Annotated in this window: 9 protein-coding genes; 2 read left to right on the top strand and 7 right to left on the bottom strand. The window is 67.9% G+C overall.

Annotated elements, in window-relative coordinates; genetic code table 11:
* Positions 1-44: 44 nt before the first annotated feature.
* Together ACT54L_RS11505 and ACT54L_RS11500 are read right to left on the bottom strand one after the other, a co-directional pair.
* Complete coding sequence (locus ACT54L_RS11505; protein WP_476085705.1) at positions 45-1658, bottom strand: APC family permease; 1614 nt, start codon at positions 1656-1658, stop codon at positions 45-47.
* 153 nt (positions 1659-1811) lie between these two features.
* Positions 1812-2924 (bottom strand): anhydro-N-acetylmuramic acid kinase, encoded by a 1113-nt coding sequence (locus tag ACT54L_RS11500; protein ID WP_476085704.1) that lies wholly within the window; start codon positions 2922-2924, stop codon positions 1812-1814.
* An 87-nt stretch (positions 2925-3011) separates the two neighbouring features.
* On the opposite strand from ACT54L_RS11500, the gene tyrS reads away from it, so the two are divergent.
* Positions 3012-4256, top strand: coding sequence for a tyrosine--tRNA ligase (tyrS, locus tag ACT54L_RS11495; protein ID WP_476085703.1), 1245 nt, complete (start codon positions 3012-3014; stop codon positions 4254-4256).
* Between the two features lie 85 nt (positions 4257-4341).
* Here tyrS and ACT54L_RS11490 read toward each other — a convergent pair whose 3' ends face one another.
* Together ACT54L_RS11490 and ACT54L_RS11485 are read right to left on the bottom strand one after the other, a co-directional pair.
* The gene (locus tag ACT54L_RS11490; RefSeq protein WP_476085702.1) at positions 4342-4740 is read right to left on the bottom strand and encodes a PRC-barrel domain-containing protein; all 399 of its coding nucleotides are present in this window, start codon (positions 4738-4740) and stop codon (positions 4342-4344) included.
* A gap of 240 nt (positions 4741-4980) precedes the next feature.
* Positions 4981-8520, bottom strand: coding sequence for a YhdP family protein (locus ACT54L_RS11485; RefSeq protein WP_476085701.1), 3540 nt, complete (start codon positions 8518-8520; stop codon positions 4981-4983).
* 164 nt (positions 8521-8684) lie between these two features.
* Here ACT54L_RS11485 and ACT54L_RS11480 point away from each other — a divergent pair, with 164 nt between their 5' ends.
* Complete coding sequence (locus ACT54L_RS11480; RefSeq protein ID WP_476085700.1) at positions 8685-9155, top strand: peroxiredoxin; 471 nt, start codon at positions 8685-8687, stop codon at positions 9153-9155.
* A 216-nt stretch (positions 9156-9371) separates the two neighbouring features.
* Here ACT54L_RS11480 and prfB read toward each other — a convergent pair whose 3' ends face one another.
* From prfB to ACT54L_RS11465, 3 genes are all read right to left on the bottom strand, one after another.
* Positions 9372-10502: a peptide chain release factor 2 gene (prfB, locus tag ACT54L_RS11475; protein WP_476085699.1), complete on the bottom strand. Its 1131-nt coding sequence runs from the start codon at positions 10500-10502 to the stop codon at positions 9372-9374.
* Between the two features lie 121 nt (positions 10503-10623).
* Positions 10624-13074 (bottom strand): penicillin-binding protein 1A, encoded by a 2451-nt coding sequence (locus ACT54L_RS11470; RefSeq protein ID WP_476085698.1) that lies wholly within the window; start codon positions 13072-13074, stop codon positions 10624-10626.
* 381 nt (positions 13075-13455) lie between these two features.
* Positions 13456-14973 (bottom strand): N-acetylmuramoyl-L-alanine amidase, encoded by a 1518-nt coding sequence (locus ACT54L_RS11465; protein WP_476085697.1) that lies wholly within the window; start codon positions 14971-14973, stop codon positions 13456-13458.
* Positions 14974-15666: the final 693 nt, after the last annotated feature.

The following is a 15666-nucleotide window of genomic DNA, read 5'->3' as shown; positions in this document are numbered from 1 at the left end:
TCACATGGAATCGCCGAAGCGCTTCAATGTGAGGGGATCCGGCCCTAATGCCGGTGGCGCAGGGCGCTTTCCACGCGCACCACGCCATGGTCGCCGATCTCGGCCTCGGCCAGGATTTCCTCGGAGACATAGGAGCGGAATTTCCGCTCGCTCAGCCGGCAGCTGACCGCGTGGAAGAACACGCCGATGGACAGCACCACCACCAGGGCGGTGTCGAGGCCATGGGTGAGCACCCCCATGCCGCCGAACGTGCTCAGCGCGGAAATGGCGCCCATGCCGACGAAATAGGGGCCAAGCCAAGCCGCCTCGGCCAGATCCGCCGAGCCCTTGATGTGGCGGATGGCATAGGTGAAGAACAGCACCGCTCCCACCGCCAGGCACAGGCCGAGCCGCCACACCGTGCTCCAGCCCGCCCACAGGATGATGAGCCCGCACACCACGAAGGCGGCGCAGGCCAGCACCTTGACCGCCGGCAGGACGATGGGCCGACGCGCCGTCGGCAGGATGTAGCGCAGGGCCACCACCCCCACCGGGCCGACGATGAAGGACAGCATGATGGCGGATTCGTTCAGCTTCACCACTTCCTCGAAGGGCAGCAGCACGAAGGTGAGCACCGCCACGGCCAGGTTGATGAGCAGCGCCACCAGGGGCACGCCCCGGTCCGACAGGGAGGCCACGATCTTGGGGAACAGGCCGTTTTCGGCCAGCGCGAAGCTGATGCGGGCGCACGAACCCGTGGCCACCAGCGCCCCGCCCATGGGACCGACCACCGCGCCCACGTTCAGCAGGCTCACCAGCCACATGAGGCCGAGGGCGCTCGCCACGGCGCCGAGCGGGCCGTAATCGGAGGACAGGTGCAGGGTGCCCCAGCCATTGATCAGCTCTTCCGGCTTCAGCGCGCCGATGAAGGCCAGTTGCAGGCCGCCATAGATCAGGAAGCAGATGACGACCGACAGGACCAAAGCGGTGGGGATGGTGAAGCCGGGATTGCGCACCTCGCCGGCCATGTCCACCGCGTGGCGGAAGCCGATATAGGAGAAGATGACGCCGCCCGAGGACACCGCGCTCATGACGCCCGCCCATTGGAACGGGGCAAAGCCGCCATGGTCGGTGAAGTTGGACACCTCGAAGCGGGACATCAGCAGCGTCACCACCAGCACCAGCGGAATGGCGATCTTGGCCCAGGTGATGGAGCTGTTCACATAAGCGAAGAACTTCACGCCGATGGCATTGATGACCACGAAGGCGGCCAGAAGCGCCATGGATAGGATGATGCCGATCAGCGACAGGTCGCTGCCAGGTCCCGCCACATAGAGCCAATTGGCGTGGGGTCCCACATAGCGCAGCATGGCCTCCACCTCGATGGGGGCCTGGGTGGTGTAGCCCACCCAGCCGCTCCAGCCCATCATGGTGCACACGAAATTGCCGTGGCTGAACAAGGGCACGCGCGCGACGCCGCCGGGCACCGGCAGCATGGCTGAGATTTCCGCGAAGGTGAGCGCCAGCATCAGCATGGCCACGCCGCCGATCAGCCAGGCGATCAATGCTGCCGGCCCGGCATGTTGCGCCGCGAGCAGAGGCGCGAAGAGCCAGCCTGATCCGATGATACCGCTCACTGCGACAAAGGTCAGGCCCACGAGCCCGATGTCGCGGTGCATCTTGTGAGATGCCTGCGTTTGCATATTTTCCCCCGCTGGGTTCAGCTTTTCAGGTGCGGCTCCATGTTGCGTCGGTCGCCTTTCTGCCCGCTGACGACCACCGTCCCGACACAATCTAGCCGATCCGGTCCGGCGCGCATCCCCCTCCAGCGATCAATTGTGCTGAAAAATCAGGCCTCCTGTGAGGGGGTGTGACACGCCTGTGGTGGTGGGGAAGGTCAGGGGCAGGCCCCGCAGCGCCCGCACCGCCAGATAGCCGAAGGCATGGGCCTCCAGCCCGTCCGCCGACCAGCCCAACGCATCCGCCGCGCGCACGGGACGGTGGAGGCGGTTCTCCAGCTCAGCCAGCAGGACCGGATTGCGCGCGCCGCCGCCGCCGACGATCCACACCTGCGGCGGGCGGGGCAGAAGGGGCACCAGGGTCGCTACGGCGGCGGCGGTGAGCGCGGTCAGCAGCCGCGCGCCATCTTCCGTGCCGCGGCCGGCAAGGCCCGCCCGGGCCGCGACGAAATCGCGAAAATCGTTGCGGTCAAGTGATTTAGGGGGGGCGGCGCGGAAGAAGGGATGATCGAGGAGGCTGTCGAGGGTGGCCGCGTCCAGCCGTCCCGCTGCGGCGATGCGCCCGCCATCGTCAAAGGCCAGACCGGTCCGGGCGTGCACGAAATCATCGATCAGCGCATTGCCCGGGCCGGTGTCGCAGGCGATGGGATCGGTGGTGCCGTCGAGCCAGGTGACATTGGCCACCCCGCCCACATTGAGCACCGCCACCGGGCCGGGAAGGTCGAGCTTGGCCACCAGCGCCTGGTGGAACACCGGCACCAGGGGCGCCCCTTGCCCGCCCGCCGCCACGTCCGCCGCCCGGAAATCCGCCACCACCCGCGTGCCCAGCAGGCGGGCGAGCCGCTCCCCCTCGCCGATCTGCACGGTGAGGCCGGCCTCGGGGCGGTGATAGACGGTCTGGCCGTGGAAGCCGATCACGTCGAGGTCGGCCGGCGTCAGGCGCAGGGGGGTGAGCAAGGCGTGGACGGCCTGAGCATGGAGGTCGGTGATCCGCCGTTCCGCCGCCGCGAGCGCGCCCGGCCGCCCCTCCCGGCTGTTCAGCCCGCGCGCATCCTCCAGCGCCGCGCGCAGCAGGGCGCGGTCGGCGTCCGCATAGGGCACGGTGAGGGACGGCCCGAGCCAGCCGACCCCTTCCCCGTCCGTGTCGATGAGGGCGGCATCGATGCCGTCCATGGACGTGCCGCTCATCAGCCCCAAAGCCCGCATGACAGCTCCCTCCGGCACGACCGATGCAATTATCGGCAAACCCTGTTAAAGGAGCCCCCTTTCCGAAGCCTTTTCGCACGGGCCCCCATGACTGGTTTTCGTTCCGACTTCATGCGCACCCTTGAGGCGCGCGGCTATGTCCACCAGTGCTCCGATGCCGAGCGCCTGGATGCCAAGGCGTGCGAAGGGCCCATCACCGCCTATATCGGCTTCGATGCCACCGCCTCCAGCCTCCATGCCGGGCATTTGCTGTCCATCATGATGCTGCGCACGCTCCAGCGCACCGGGCACCGGCCCATCGCGCTCATGGGCGGCGGCACCACCAAGATCGGCGATCCGTCCGGCAAGGACGAGGCGCGCAAGATGCTCACGGACGAGCAGATCAATGCCAACATCGCCTCCATCCGTCGCGTCTTCTCCCGCTTCCTGGACTTCGACGCCGGGGCGATCATGGAGAACAATGCCAACTGGCTGGACGAGCTGAAATATATCCCGCTGCTGCGGGAGGTGGGGCCGCACTTCACCATCAATCGCATGCTGACCTTCGATTCGGTCAAGCTGCGGCTGGAGCGCGAGCAGCCGCTCACCTTCCTCGAATTCAACTATATGATCCTGCAGGCCTATGACTTCGTGGAGCTGAACAAGCGCCATGGCTGCGTGCTGCAGATGGGCGGCTCCGACCAGTGGGGCAACATCGTCAACGGCATGGAGCTGGGCCGGCGCATGCACGGCGCGGACCTGTTCGCGCTGACGACGCCGCTTTTGACCACCTCGTCGGGCGCCAAGATGGGCAAGACGGCGGGCGGCGCGGTGTGGCTGGATAGCGAGCTGCTGCCCGCGTTTGAATATTGGCAATATTTCCGCAACACCGGCGATGCGGACGTGGTGCGCTTCCTGAAGCTGTTCACCGAGCTGCCGCTGGACGAGATCGCCCGCCTCGGCGCCCTGGAGGGCCAGGAGATCAACGTGGCGAAGGAAATCCTCGCCACCGAGGCGACCGCCCTTCTGCATGGCAGGGAGGCCGCCGAGGACGCCCGCGCCACCGCCCGCGCCACCTTCGAGGAAGGCGCTTTGGCGGTGAACCTGCCCACCATCGAAGTCCCCGCCGCGACCTTGGAGGCGGGCCTTGCCGTCGCCACCGCCTTCGTCACCGCAGGCCTGGTTGCCTCCACCTCGGAAGCCCGGCGGCAGATCAAGGGCGGCGGCCTGAAGGTCAATGATGCCGGCGTCGCCGACGAAAAGGCCGTCCTGACCCCGCGCGACCTGACCCCCGAGGGATTGCTGAAGCTCTCGCTGGGCAAGAAGCGGCATGTGCTTTTGAAGCCGGTCTGACACAAGACGCCCACACACAAAACCGCCCGGCCATGAGCCGGGCGGTTCTGCTTTCAGATCAGCCGATTGAGACGCGGGCGCCCGATCAGCGCTTCCAGCGGCCCTCATACTTGAATTCGGGTGCGGCCTTGAGGGCGTCGCGGGTGGTGTTCATGACCGCCGTCCATTTAGCGTCCTTGTCCGAATAGGCGACCTTGATGGCATTGGGGCGCACGATCACATAGCGCTCGCCAATGCCCAGGAAGCCGCCCACGGACAGGATGTAGCCGGCCAGCTCGCCCTGGGAGAGGATGAGATCCTTGATCTCGCCCACGCTCTCATTCTGGCCGTTGACCACGTTCAGGCCGATGAGATTGTAGCTGAGCACGTCGGTGGGACGAGCGGCGGTGAAGGTCTCGGTGGCGACCGCATTCTGCGCCATGGCGCCCGCCTGGGGCACGATGAGGGCGGCGGCGGTGGCGAGCGCGATCAAAGTGGTCTTCATGGGACTATAATCTCCTGCCGCAGAGCGCGATGCGCGCGGATGACCGTCACCCGTGCCGCTCATCGCGCGCCAAGTCTCGGAAAACAGGCCCATTCTGCCGGATCGCCGCGCGACCGGCCGGGCGCCTGTTCTCGTGCAGGATAAATTCCCAAGCGGGGCAATTGGTTCCGCTATCCGCCGAAAAAGACCGCCCCCGGCGCGGGCGCGCCCGGAGCGCGCCCCGCATCTGGCGGGGGCCCCCTATCGCGGCGATGCCGGCGGGGCGTCGTTCTGGTCGCGGAACTCGAACATCTTGCGCAGGAAGCCCGGCGCCACGGCGGAGAGCGGGTTCACGGTCAGGCGCGGACCGCTCATGGGGCCGACGATCTCGAAAGTGACGCCCAGAAGCCCCTCATTGGGCCCACCGCCCAGCAGGGCACCGATCACCGGCAGCTTGGAGAACAGGTTGTTGAGGCCATAGGCCGGCACATAGGTGCCGCGAATGGCGATCCGCTCGGCGATGAAGTCCACCGAGCCGTCCAGGGTCACGCCCGCCACCGGCCCCCAGATGGCCGCGTCGCGCACCGCGACGGCGCCGGGCGTGCGGGTGAACTTGGCCTGCGCCTTCTGGAACACCGCCGTGCCGGCTTCCGCCTTGCCGGAGGAATCGCGGGCCGCATCGGAAAGGATGGCGAGGCCCGGCTCGCCGCGCACCACGAAGTCGCGCAGATTGAGCGTGCCCTCCTGGGGCGAGGCGTCCGAGCGCGGGGGATCGAAGACCACCCACATCTCGCCGCCGTCGATCTTGGGATAGACATCCAGGAAGCGCAGCACCGCGCCGGCATCCGAGGTGGTGACCAGCATGGCGCGCTTGCCGTTGGTCATGGCGCGGATCTCGCCCGCCACCGTGCCGTCGCGGCCCACCTTGGCGCTCAATTGGAAGGTGCGCAATTCCACTCCGCGCCGGCCGAGCGAGAGGTCCATCTGGCGCAGCACCTCGCCATTGTTGCCGGTGAGGACACCGACCTTGGCCTCCACGTCCACGTCCTGCCCGGCGCGGTTCTGTCGCTGTTCGCGCCGCGCCGCCGCGCTGGCGGAATTGGCGGCGGCGGCGGTGGCCGGCGTGCTCATGATGCTCTTCATGATGCCGCGGGCATCGATCACATCGCCGGTGATCTTCACCTTCAGCACATCGCCGGCCCGGTCCGCCTTCAGGCTGGCCTTGTCGCCGTCGGAGATCTGGAAGATGGGGAAGTTGGCCCCGTTCACCTCGCCCGCATTGGACAATTCCAGCGAGCCCTTGATGAGCGTGCCCGAGCCTTCCAGCGTCAGGTCGTTGATCTTCAGCGACGAGCCGCTGTCCACCGAGGCAAACTTGGCTTTCAGCGGCTTGCCGGGGGGCTTGGTGAGGCCGGGCACCAGATCGTTGATGCGGACATTGGTGAGGTCCAGCTCGATATTGGCCCTTGTGTCCTTGTTGTTGGTGGTGCCCACCAGGCGCACCAGGATGGGCCCGGTGATGGCGGGCAGATTCACCCCCAGCTTGGCGCGCGAGGCGTCATCCAAGGTGGCGTTCACCTTGATGTCGGAATCGGCGACGTCCTTGCGCTTCTCATATTCAAAATTCATCGGCGCGCCGGCGATCTTGCCGTCGCCGCGCAGGAGAATGCCGGCCGGAGTGGCGAAGGCGGAGACGGTGGCGCCTTCCACGCGCTGGCCGGCGAACACATTGTCGAGGCCGAAATCGGTGAGGGTCGCCTCCACCGAATAATCGGTGTCCGAGGGGTCCGCCACCTTGCGGAAGAAGATGTTGATCTGCACGAGGGCGGAGACCTTGCCCCGGGTGGTGGCAGGATCATAGGCGGTGCCGGTGGGCCCCTTCAGGGCGTCCATGCCGAGGATCTCAATGCCCGCATCCGCCGGCCCGGCGAACTTCACGCGCACCTGCGCCTTGGGTTCGCGGGGGAAGTAATCGGGCATGAAGAACACGCCGTCGGAAACCGCCAGCTTGCGGTTCTGCGGCGTCACCACGGTGCCTTCGGGAATGTTCACGCGCACCGAGCGGCCGGTGACCACCACCGACAGGCGCATGTCGCGCAGCGGCGGCAGGCCCTTCAGCGCCATCAGGGTGAAGCCCGAGCCCGACAATTCCAGATGCACGGCATCCTCGGGCAGCGGCACTTCCTTTTGCCCGATCAGGTCGATGGGCATGTTCACCGTGACCTTGGTGCCATCCACCGTGCCGCCGGACAGATTCTCCAGCACATAGGTGCGGGCGGGCGGGGCGATGCTCACGGGCCAGAAGCGCCGCACCGTGGAGGCGGGCATGCGCGAGCCGGTGGCGTTCAGCTTGATGGTGGGCACGTCGATGCCGAAGTCCACCATGCCGGCAAAGGTCAGCGAGCCGGTGGCGCCGGTGAGACTGCCGGTGTCGAACATCAGGCGCTTGTCGGCGGGCACATAGCGCCCGGTGACGGCGACGGTATCGATGACCAGCGCCGGATCGGGCATTTCCGGGCCGGCCAACACCACCTTGTCCTGCCGCAGCACATAAGGCCATTCCGCCCCGGCAGTGGCGGGCACGGTGACCTCGCCCGCGAGGGAAATGATATTGGCATTCTTGCCCGCCGCCAGCGGGGCGATGGCGATGATGCGGCGGGCCGGGTCGAGCTTCAGACCCAGCTTCATGTAATCCAGGACGAACCGCTCCTGCGGGTCCTCGCCATTGCCGATCTGGCCGGCGCCCAGGTCCACATGCGCCTCGCCGGCCAGCACCCGCCCGTCACGGCCGATGCGGGCGGACACGGACGCATTGAGCGGCATGTCCATGTAGAAGCGCTTCCAGTCCTGGGTGAAGGCGTGGACCAGGTCCTCGGTCTCCACATTCTTCAGGTCGAAGGTCAGCGCCCGCTCATTGTTCTGCACCGGACCGACGCCCGCCGTCAGGCTGGCGGTGCCGCTCGGCCCTTCGGTGCTGAAGGTCAGCACCGCGCCGCCGCCATCGGGGCGGTTCAGCGAGATGGAGATGTTCTGGAAGGTGACGCGGCGGCCGTTGGATTCGTTCTCCACCTCCACGGTGGCGTCGCGGATGCCGATCTCCCGGAACGCCCCGCCGTCGAAGACGCCGTTGTCCAGGTCTTCCATCCATTGGGCGAGCACCCGCAGGACCAGGGGGTCCATGGCGGCGGCACCGTTGGTGGCGAGGGTGGTTCCCGCGCCGGCCGCGCCGGGCGCGCCCGCGGCCGTAGGCGCCGCCGAGGCAGGCGCTGGTGCCACGGGGGTGGTGACGATGGGCTTGGCGCCCTTGCCGGTGGAGACCGCCAGGCTGCCGGAGGCCGCGATCTTGATGAACATTTCCGCGCCGATCAGGTCGACGCGCCCCACCTTGGGAGAGAGGGTGAGGATGGACCCTTCCATCTCCACTTCGGCCGAGGGGGCGGAGGCAATGAGTTCGCCCTTGGGGCCGAGCACGCGGATGTCGCGCACCACCAGGGCGGTGGCGCCCTGCTTCATGGTCTCGAAGGCGATGCCGCCGATCTGGACATCATATTCGCCGCCGAGCCGCGCTTCGATGGCGCGTTCCACATAGGGGGTGGCCATGTTGGCGGTGAGCAGGCCAGTGGAGATCAGCCCGTACAGGCCGAGAGCCGCCGCCCCCGCCAGAGCCACCAGCCACACCAGCGTCCACACGACGATGCGCGCAACCCGCCCGCGCGGCACCAGGGCGCCGGCAAGTCCTTGGACATGGCCCCGCCTGACGTGGCGGACGCCGACAGCTTTTTCGGCGCTTTCTTCGCTCATCCCCACGTCGTGCTCCGCGCCCTCATCGTGCCCCGCTGCGCTGCACACCGCCTTTCCAAGGGCGGCAGAATGGACCATCCATGGTGTCAGGCAAGACCCGGACATAACCGAGGTCCGCCTGGATGTCCTGCCGGTAGGACGCAGACACGTCGAAAGGAAGGCAGATGTCGAAGATTCCCGCGCCCGGCACCCCCGCGCCCGCATTTTCCCTCAAGCGCGACGGCGGCGGCGAAGTGTCCCTGAAGGACTTCGCCGGTCGCAAGCTGGTGCTTTACTTCTACCCCAAGGCCAATACCTCAGGCTGCACAAAGGAAGCCATTGCATTCAACGGCTTGAGGCAGGAATTCGAAAAGGCGGACACCGCAATCCTCGGAGTCTCCGCCGATCCCGTTTCCGCCCAAGACAAGTTCAAGGCCAAGTATGACCTCGAATTCCCGCTGGCCTCCGACGAGCAGACAACGATGCTGGCGGACTATGGGGTGTGGGCGGAAAAAAGCATGTATGGCCGCAAATATATGGGGATAGAGCGCGTCACCCTGCTCATCGACCGGGACGGAACGGTCGCGAAGGTGTGGCCGAAGGTGAAAGTGGACGGCCACGCCGCCGAGGTGCTCGCCGCCGCCCAGGCCCTGTGATTCGCCGCGGACGGGAGGCCCCCTCCCGTCCAGCCCCTCCCGCCCTCGCTCTCGCCCCACACGGCGGGGTGGCCGGCCCGGGCTCAAATGGGGTGGCGGGCCGCAGCCAGGGTCGCTTCAGCGTGTCATGGACAGGCTGAGGCGCTCCAGGGCGCGCGATGGACAGGACAGGCGCGCGCAAAAACGGCCGGGACGATCGCGGCGGGACCGGGAGGCTTAGTCCACGTCCTCCACCTGCGCCGGGCCGCCGCCATAGGCGCGCTGGGCGAGGGCGGCTTCCATGAAGGGATCGAGGTCGCCGTCCAACACCTCCTGGGGGGTGCCGGAGGTGACGCCGGTGCGCAGGTCCTTCACCAACTGATAGGGCTGGAGCACATAGGAGCGGATCTGGTGGCCCCAGCCGATATCGGTGCGGGCGGCCTGCTCGGCGGCGGCGGCTTCCTCGCGCTTCTTCAGCTCCATCTCGAACAGCTTGGCGCGCAGCATGTTCCAGGCGGTGGCCCGGTTCTTGTGCTGGGAGCGGTCGCCCTGGGAGACCACGGCGATGCCGGTGGGAATGTGGGTGAGGCGAACGGCCGATTCCGTCTTGTTCACGTGCTGGCCGCCGGCGCCGCCCGAGCGCATGGTGTCCACGCGCACGTCGCTCTCGTTGATATCCACCACGATGCGGTCGTCGATGACCGGGTAGACGTCGATGGAGGCAAAGGAGGTCTGGCGGCGGGCGTTGGAATCGAAGGGCGAGATGCGCACCAGGCGGTGCACCCCGGCCTCCGTCTTCAGCCAGCCATAGGCATTGTGGCCCTTGACGATGATGGTGGCTGACTTCAGGCCCGCCTGCTCGCCGGCGGACTCGTCCACCAGTTCCACCTTGAAGCCATGCCGCTCGCACCAGCGCCGGTACATGCGCAGCAGCATCTCGGCCCAGTCCTGGCTGTCGGTGCCGCCGGCGCCCGCATGGACTTCCAGATAGGTGTCGTTGGAATCCGCCTCACCCGAGAGCAGCGCGTCCAGTTCGCGGCGGGCCAGCTCCACCTTCAGCGCGTCGAGCGCGGCGGAGGCTTCCGTGATGACGCCCTCGTCACCTTCCATCTCGCCGAGCTCGATCAGCTCGATGTTATCAGCCAGGTCCTGGGTCACCCGGTCGATGGCCCCCAGCGCATCCTCCAGCGAGGTGCGCTCCTGCATGATCTTCTGCGCCCGCTCGGGATCGTCCCACAGCTTGGGGTCCTCGGCGATGGCATTGAGCTCCGCGAGGCGACGGCGCGAGCGGTCCACGTTGAGGTGCTGGCGCAGCAGCTCAACGGACTTGTTGACCTCGTCGACTTTCGCGGCGAGTTCCGCACGCATGGTTCACTGAGCTCCGATGAAAGGCCGCGGAAAATAGCGGGGGGTGCCCCGGGTGTAAACGGGGCCGGCCTCCCGGAGGAGCCCGGCCCGCACGCCAGGGGCGCAACAGGTCAGATCGCGGCTAATAAAGTCCGCCGGTGCCGGAGCGAACCGCCCGGTCGGCCTCGGGCGTGACGCCCACGCTCGAATCGGACGCCCCCACCACGGAATAGCTGTCGGGCGGCGCGGTGCCCGGCTTGAAGGCTTCCAGGATGGACGATTCGCCCGTGCCGACGCGCATGCCGCTCTTGGGATTGATGCGCACCAGCTTCATGCCGGCGGGCACGCGGAACGGAATGGCCGGCTGGTCGGCCAGCGCATCCTTGAAGAAGTCGCGCACGATGGGCGCGGACAGGACGCCGCCGGTGGCGCCCTTGCCCATGGCGCGCGGCCGGTCATAGCCCAGATAGACGCCCACCACGAGCTGGGGCGTGAAGCCCACGAACCAGGCGTCCTTCTCGTCATTGGTGGTGCCGGTCTTGCCGGCGATGGGCCGGCCCAGTTCCTTCAGGGCCGTGCCGGTGCCGCGCTGGACCACGCCCTCCATCATGGAGGTGATCTGGTAGGAGGTCATGGGATCGAGCACCACCGGCCGCCGGTCGATGAGCGAGGGCTCGGACTGGTTCTCCCACTTGTCGGCCTCGCAGCCGCGGCACTCGCGCTCGTCATGGCGATAGATGGTGTGGCCGTAGCGGTCCTGGATGCGGTCGATGAGCGAGGGCGTCACCTTGCGCCCGCCATTGGCGATCATGGCATAGGCGCTGACCATGCGCATGAGCGTGGTTTCGCCCGCGCCCAGCGACATGGACAGCACGGGCAGCATGTCGTCATAGATGCCGAACTTCTTGGCGTAATCGGCCACCAGCGGCATGCCGATGTCCTGGGCAAGGCGAACGGTCATCACGTTGCGCGACTGCTCCAGGCCGAAGCGCAGGGTCTGCGGGCCGTAGAACTTCTTGGCGTAGTTTTCCGGCGCCCAGACCGGCATGCCCGGGCCCTGGTCGATCTCGATGGGGGCGTCCAGCACCACGGTGGAGGGCGTGTAGCCATTGTCGAGGGCCGCCGAATAGACGAACGGCTTGAAGGACGAGCCGGGCTGGCGCAGCGCCTGGGTGGCGCGGTTGAACTGGCTCTCGTCATAGGAGAAGCCACCGACCAGGGCGAGCACGCGCCCGGTGAGCGGCTCCATGACCACCATGGCGCCTTCCACGTCCGGGATCTGGTGCAGGCGGTACTGGCCGTCCTTGTTGGCGATGGGCTCCACATAGATCACGTCGCCGGGCTTGAGCACCTGCGACACCGAGGTGACGGCGCGGCCCGCGTCCGGTCCCTTGATCCAGCGCGCCCATTTGACGCCATCGAGCGTAATGAGGCCCACGTCACGCTGGGTGGAGATGATGCCGCCCTTCTCGCGGGGCGGCTGCAGGCCGATGCGGGCGTTGTCCTTGCTGGAATCCAGCACCACCGCCAGCTTCCAGGGGATGTCCGAATAGGCCTTGATCTCGGCCAGCTTGGCGCCCCAGTCGGGGCCGAGTTCGATCTTGGTGACCGGGCCGCGCCAGCCGCGCTGCTCGTCGAACCGCATCAGACCGTCGGTCAGCGCCTTCTTGGCGAACCGCTGGAGCTTGGGGTTGAGGGCGGTGCGCACCGACAGGCCGCCTTCGTAGAGCTTGTTCTCGCCATAGCGGTCGATGATCTGGCGGCGCACTTCCTCGGCGAAATATTCGGCGGCGAAGATCTGCGCGCCGGTGGGCCGGGGGGTGACCTCCAGGGGGGTCTTCTTGGCGGCCTCGGCCTGGGCGGCGGTGATGAAGCCGTTCTCGGCCATGCGGTCGATGACCCAGTTGCGCCGGTCGGTGGCGCGCTCGCGGTCGCGGAAGGGATTGTAGGATGACGGCGCCTTGGGCAAAGCGGCCAGGTACGCCACCTCGGGAATGGTCAATTCGTCGACGGACTTGTCGAAATAGACCAGGGCGGCGGCGGCGATGCCGTAGGCGCCCATGCCGAGATAGATCTCGTTCAGATAGAGTTCGAGGATGCGGTCTTTGGAATAGGCGCGCTCGATGCGCAGGGCCAGGAGCGCCTCCTTGATCTTGCGATCGAAGGACACCTCATTGGTGAGCAGGAAGTTCTTGGCCACCTGCTGGGTGATGGTGGAGGCACCCTGGGGGCGGCGGTTGGAGCCGAAATTCTGCGCATAGAGCATGGCCGCGCGGAAAATGCCGGACGGATCGATGCCGCCATGCTCGTAGAAATTCTTGTCCTCGGCCGACAGGAAGGCCTCGACCACCAGCTTGGGCACGGACTGGATGGGGATATAGAGCCGGCGTTGGCGCGCCCATTCGGCCACCAGCGCGCCGTCGTCCGCATGCACGCGGGTCATGACGGGGGGCTCGTAATTCTGGAGCTGGGTATAGTCCGGCAGGTCCTGCGAATATTTCCACACCAGGTACGTGGCCGCGGCGGCGCCTCCCAGCAGCACGAGCGTGCCGAGCGCAAAGAGAAAGCCGAAGAACCTCAACAGCAGCCGCATCCGCGGGCTCCTTCCGCCCCTGGAGCCTGAGCCGGCGGGCGCGCCCGACCGGCCTTTCAGCCTCGCCATCCACCATCACGTGCGGGCAGAGCGCGTCCTGCGTCCGACCTCGCCTTTGCCCTTCCCCGGACCGCCCCGGGAAAGGCCAGCCGCCCACAAGCCTCAACTCCGGCGGCGACGCAAGGGTTCGTTGACGTTCGCGGGCTTTTGCGCCCGCTCTCCCCTGCCGCCGCCCGGATGCCAGGATGCGGGTGTGCTCTCTTCCGCTATGTTGGGCAAAAGTGGCTGCTTCGCGACCAATTGGCGGCGCCCCCTGCGTCATCTCACGCCTGACGCAGGGACAGCAAGCCCGCGCGCCGGTTCCCCCGGCGCGCGCCGCGATCACTTTCCGGCGGGCGGGCGGGCGATGGAGCCGGTGGGGCCGACGCCGGCGAAACGGGGGGCGAAGAAGTCGTCGATGGCGCCCGCCATGGCCTGGGCCATCTTTTCCCGCCAGGCGTCGGACGTAAGCAGCTTCAGATCTTCCCGCGAGGACATGTAGCCGAGCTCCACCAGCACGGACGGCACGTCATGGGCCTTCAGCACCCGGAAGCCGGCGGACTTCAGCGGCGTCTTGTGCACCCGCCCGATCGTCTTCAGGACGCCGATCATGTTGCGGGCGAAGGTGGCGGAGAAATTGCGCGTCTCCCGCTGGGCGAGGTCGAACAGGATGCCCGCCACCTCGTCGCTTTCCTCGGAAAGGTCGACGCCGGCGATCAGGTCCGCCTTGTTCTCCTTTTCCGCCAGATGGGCGGCATCCGCATCGGAGGCGGTCTCCGACAAGGTGTAGACGCTGGCGCCCCGGGCATTGCCGTCGTCGCGGGCGAGCGCGTCCGCATGGATGGAGATGAACAGCGCCGCCCGGTTGGCGCGGGCGATCTGCACCCGCTCGCCCAGGGGCACGAACACGTCGGTGCTGCGGGTCATCACCACCCGATAGCGGCCCGTGCGCTCCAATTCGGCGCGCAGCGCCAACGCCACGTCCAGCACGATGTTCTTCTCATTGTAGCTGGAGGCGCCCGACGTGCCCGAATCGATGCCGCCATGGCCGGGATCGAGCACGATGACGGGGCGCACGTCGCCCTCGGCCACCGGACCGGGGGTGATGGCGGCGGAGGGGGCGCCGCGGGCCTCGGCGGCGGTGGCGACGGACGTGTTGAAGGTGGCGGCGTCCGTGCGCACCAGATCGAGCACGAGCCGCGCCGGCTGGCCTTCCGCCGGGGGCAGGACGAAGGCCTTGTCGATCATCACCGGCTCGGTCACGTCCAGCACCATGCGCGCCTTGCCCGGCGCCAGGACGCCGTAGCGGAAGGCGGAGACGAGGCCGCGCCGGGTCTGCACCCGCGCCTCGGACAGGGTGAAGGTCACGTCCGTCAGGTCGAGAATGACCCGATAGGGATTGGCCAGCGTGAAGGCGCGGAACTCCGCCGGCTTGCTGAGATCGAGGATCAGGCGGGTGCGCTGTCCGTCGCCGGCGAGGCGCGCATCCAAGGCGGAGGCGGCGTTCGCGGCCTCCGGTGTGGACGGGGCGGCAGTGTCCGGCGCCGGCGGTGGGGCCGCATCGGTGCCGGCGGGCGCCTTCACCTGAACCGCCAGGACGGTGGGATCGACCTTCGGTGCCTCGGACTGAGGCGCGGCGATTGGGGACGCGGGCATTTGGGGCGAGGCCACCGGGGGCGTGGGGGTGCCGGTCACGGAGCCGGTGATGAGGTCCCTGTCGTCCGACGGCCCCGCCTCGGCGGATGCCGCCGATGGGGTGGGAGCGCTCGTCTCTGAGGCGGGCACAGCGGGCGCGGGTGTGTCGCCGGCCGCGGCGGGCAGCGGAGACAGGAGAAGGGCGGCGAGAAGGGCAGCGACCACTGGGGCTGCGGCATTTGCGCTCCGCTGCCGGAGATGCAGGCTCCCCGGCCCCTGCCGGAGGCGCTCCAGCCAGGGGCGCACGGCGCGCGGGCCGCGGGAAGCGCAGGCAAAGCCGTCACCCGCCGCGCCGGAGACCTCCACGCGCGGGCGATGTGCGTCCCGGACCTGCGCGCGCCACACTTGCGCGCCCGAAACTTGCGCGCCCGAACCTTGCGCGCCGGGAACCTGCGCGTCCAGCCGCGTGTGCGCCACCATGGGCCCACCCTTGTCCCGAACTTGATGCCGGTCGGCAAACGTTATCATACCCAAGGGATAGGCGCCCGCCGTTAATCGAGGGTTCACGGCGCCCGGCACCGGGCTCCGCACAGGGGGCCGCGGCCGCCCGCGCGGGAGAGGACGCCCCTTGGCGCAAGCTTGCGGCACGGGAGAATGTTGCCGCCCAAACAGGCATGAACCTTGCCAAGATGCGAGCCGGGCGTTTAAGAAGGAACCCGCATATGGTTCGCGTTCCGGAGCAGGCTGTTCGGCCCCGGATGCGCGGCACCCGCCGATACCGCTCTCCGGCACGCCGGTCTGGCGGCGTCACCCGTCGTGCGTTCTCCCCCGCCAGGCCCCCGCCAGGCCAGAGACCGGCCGGCGAGCGCGCGAAACGCGTGCGTGGGCGGAGCGTCGCCATTCGACGATAGGCCGGAC

The organism is Aquabacter sp. DMC10 (genome assembly GCF_056314145.1).
Note: the sequence above shows the minus strand (reverse complement) of the source record. Positions and strands in the feature narration are given on the sequence as shown.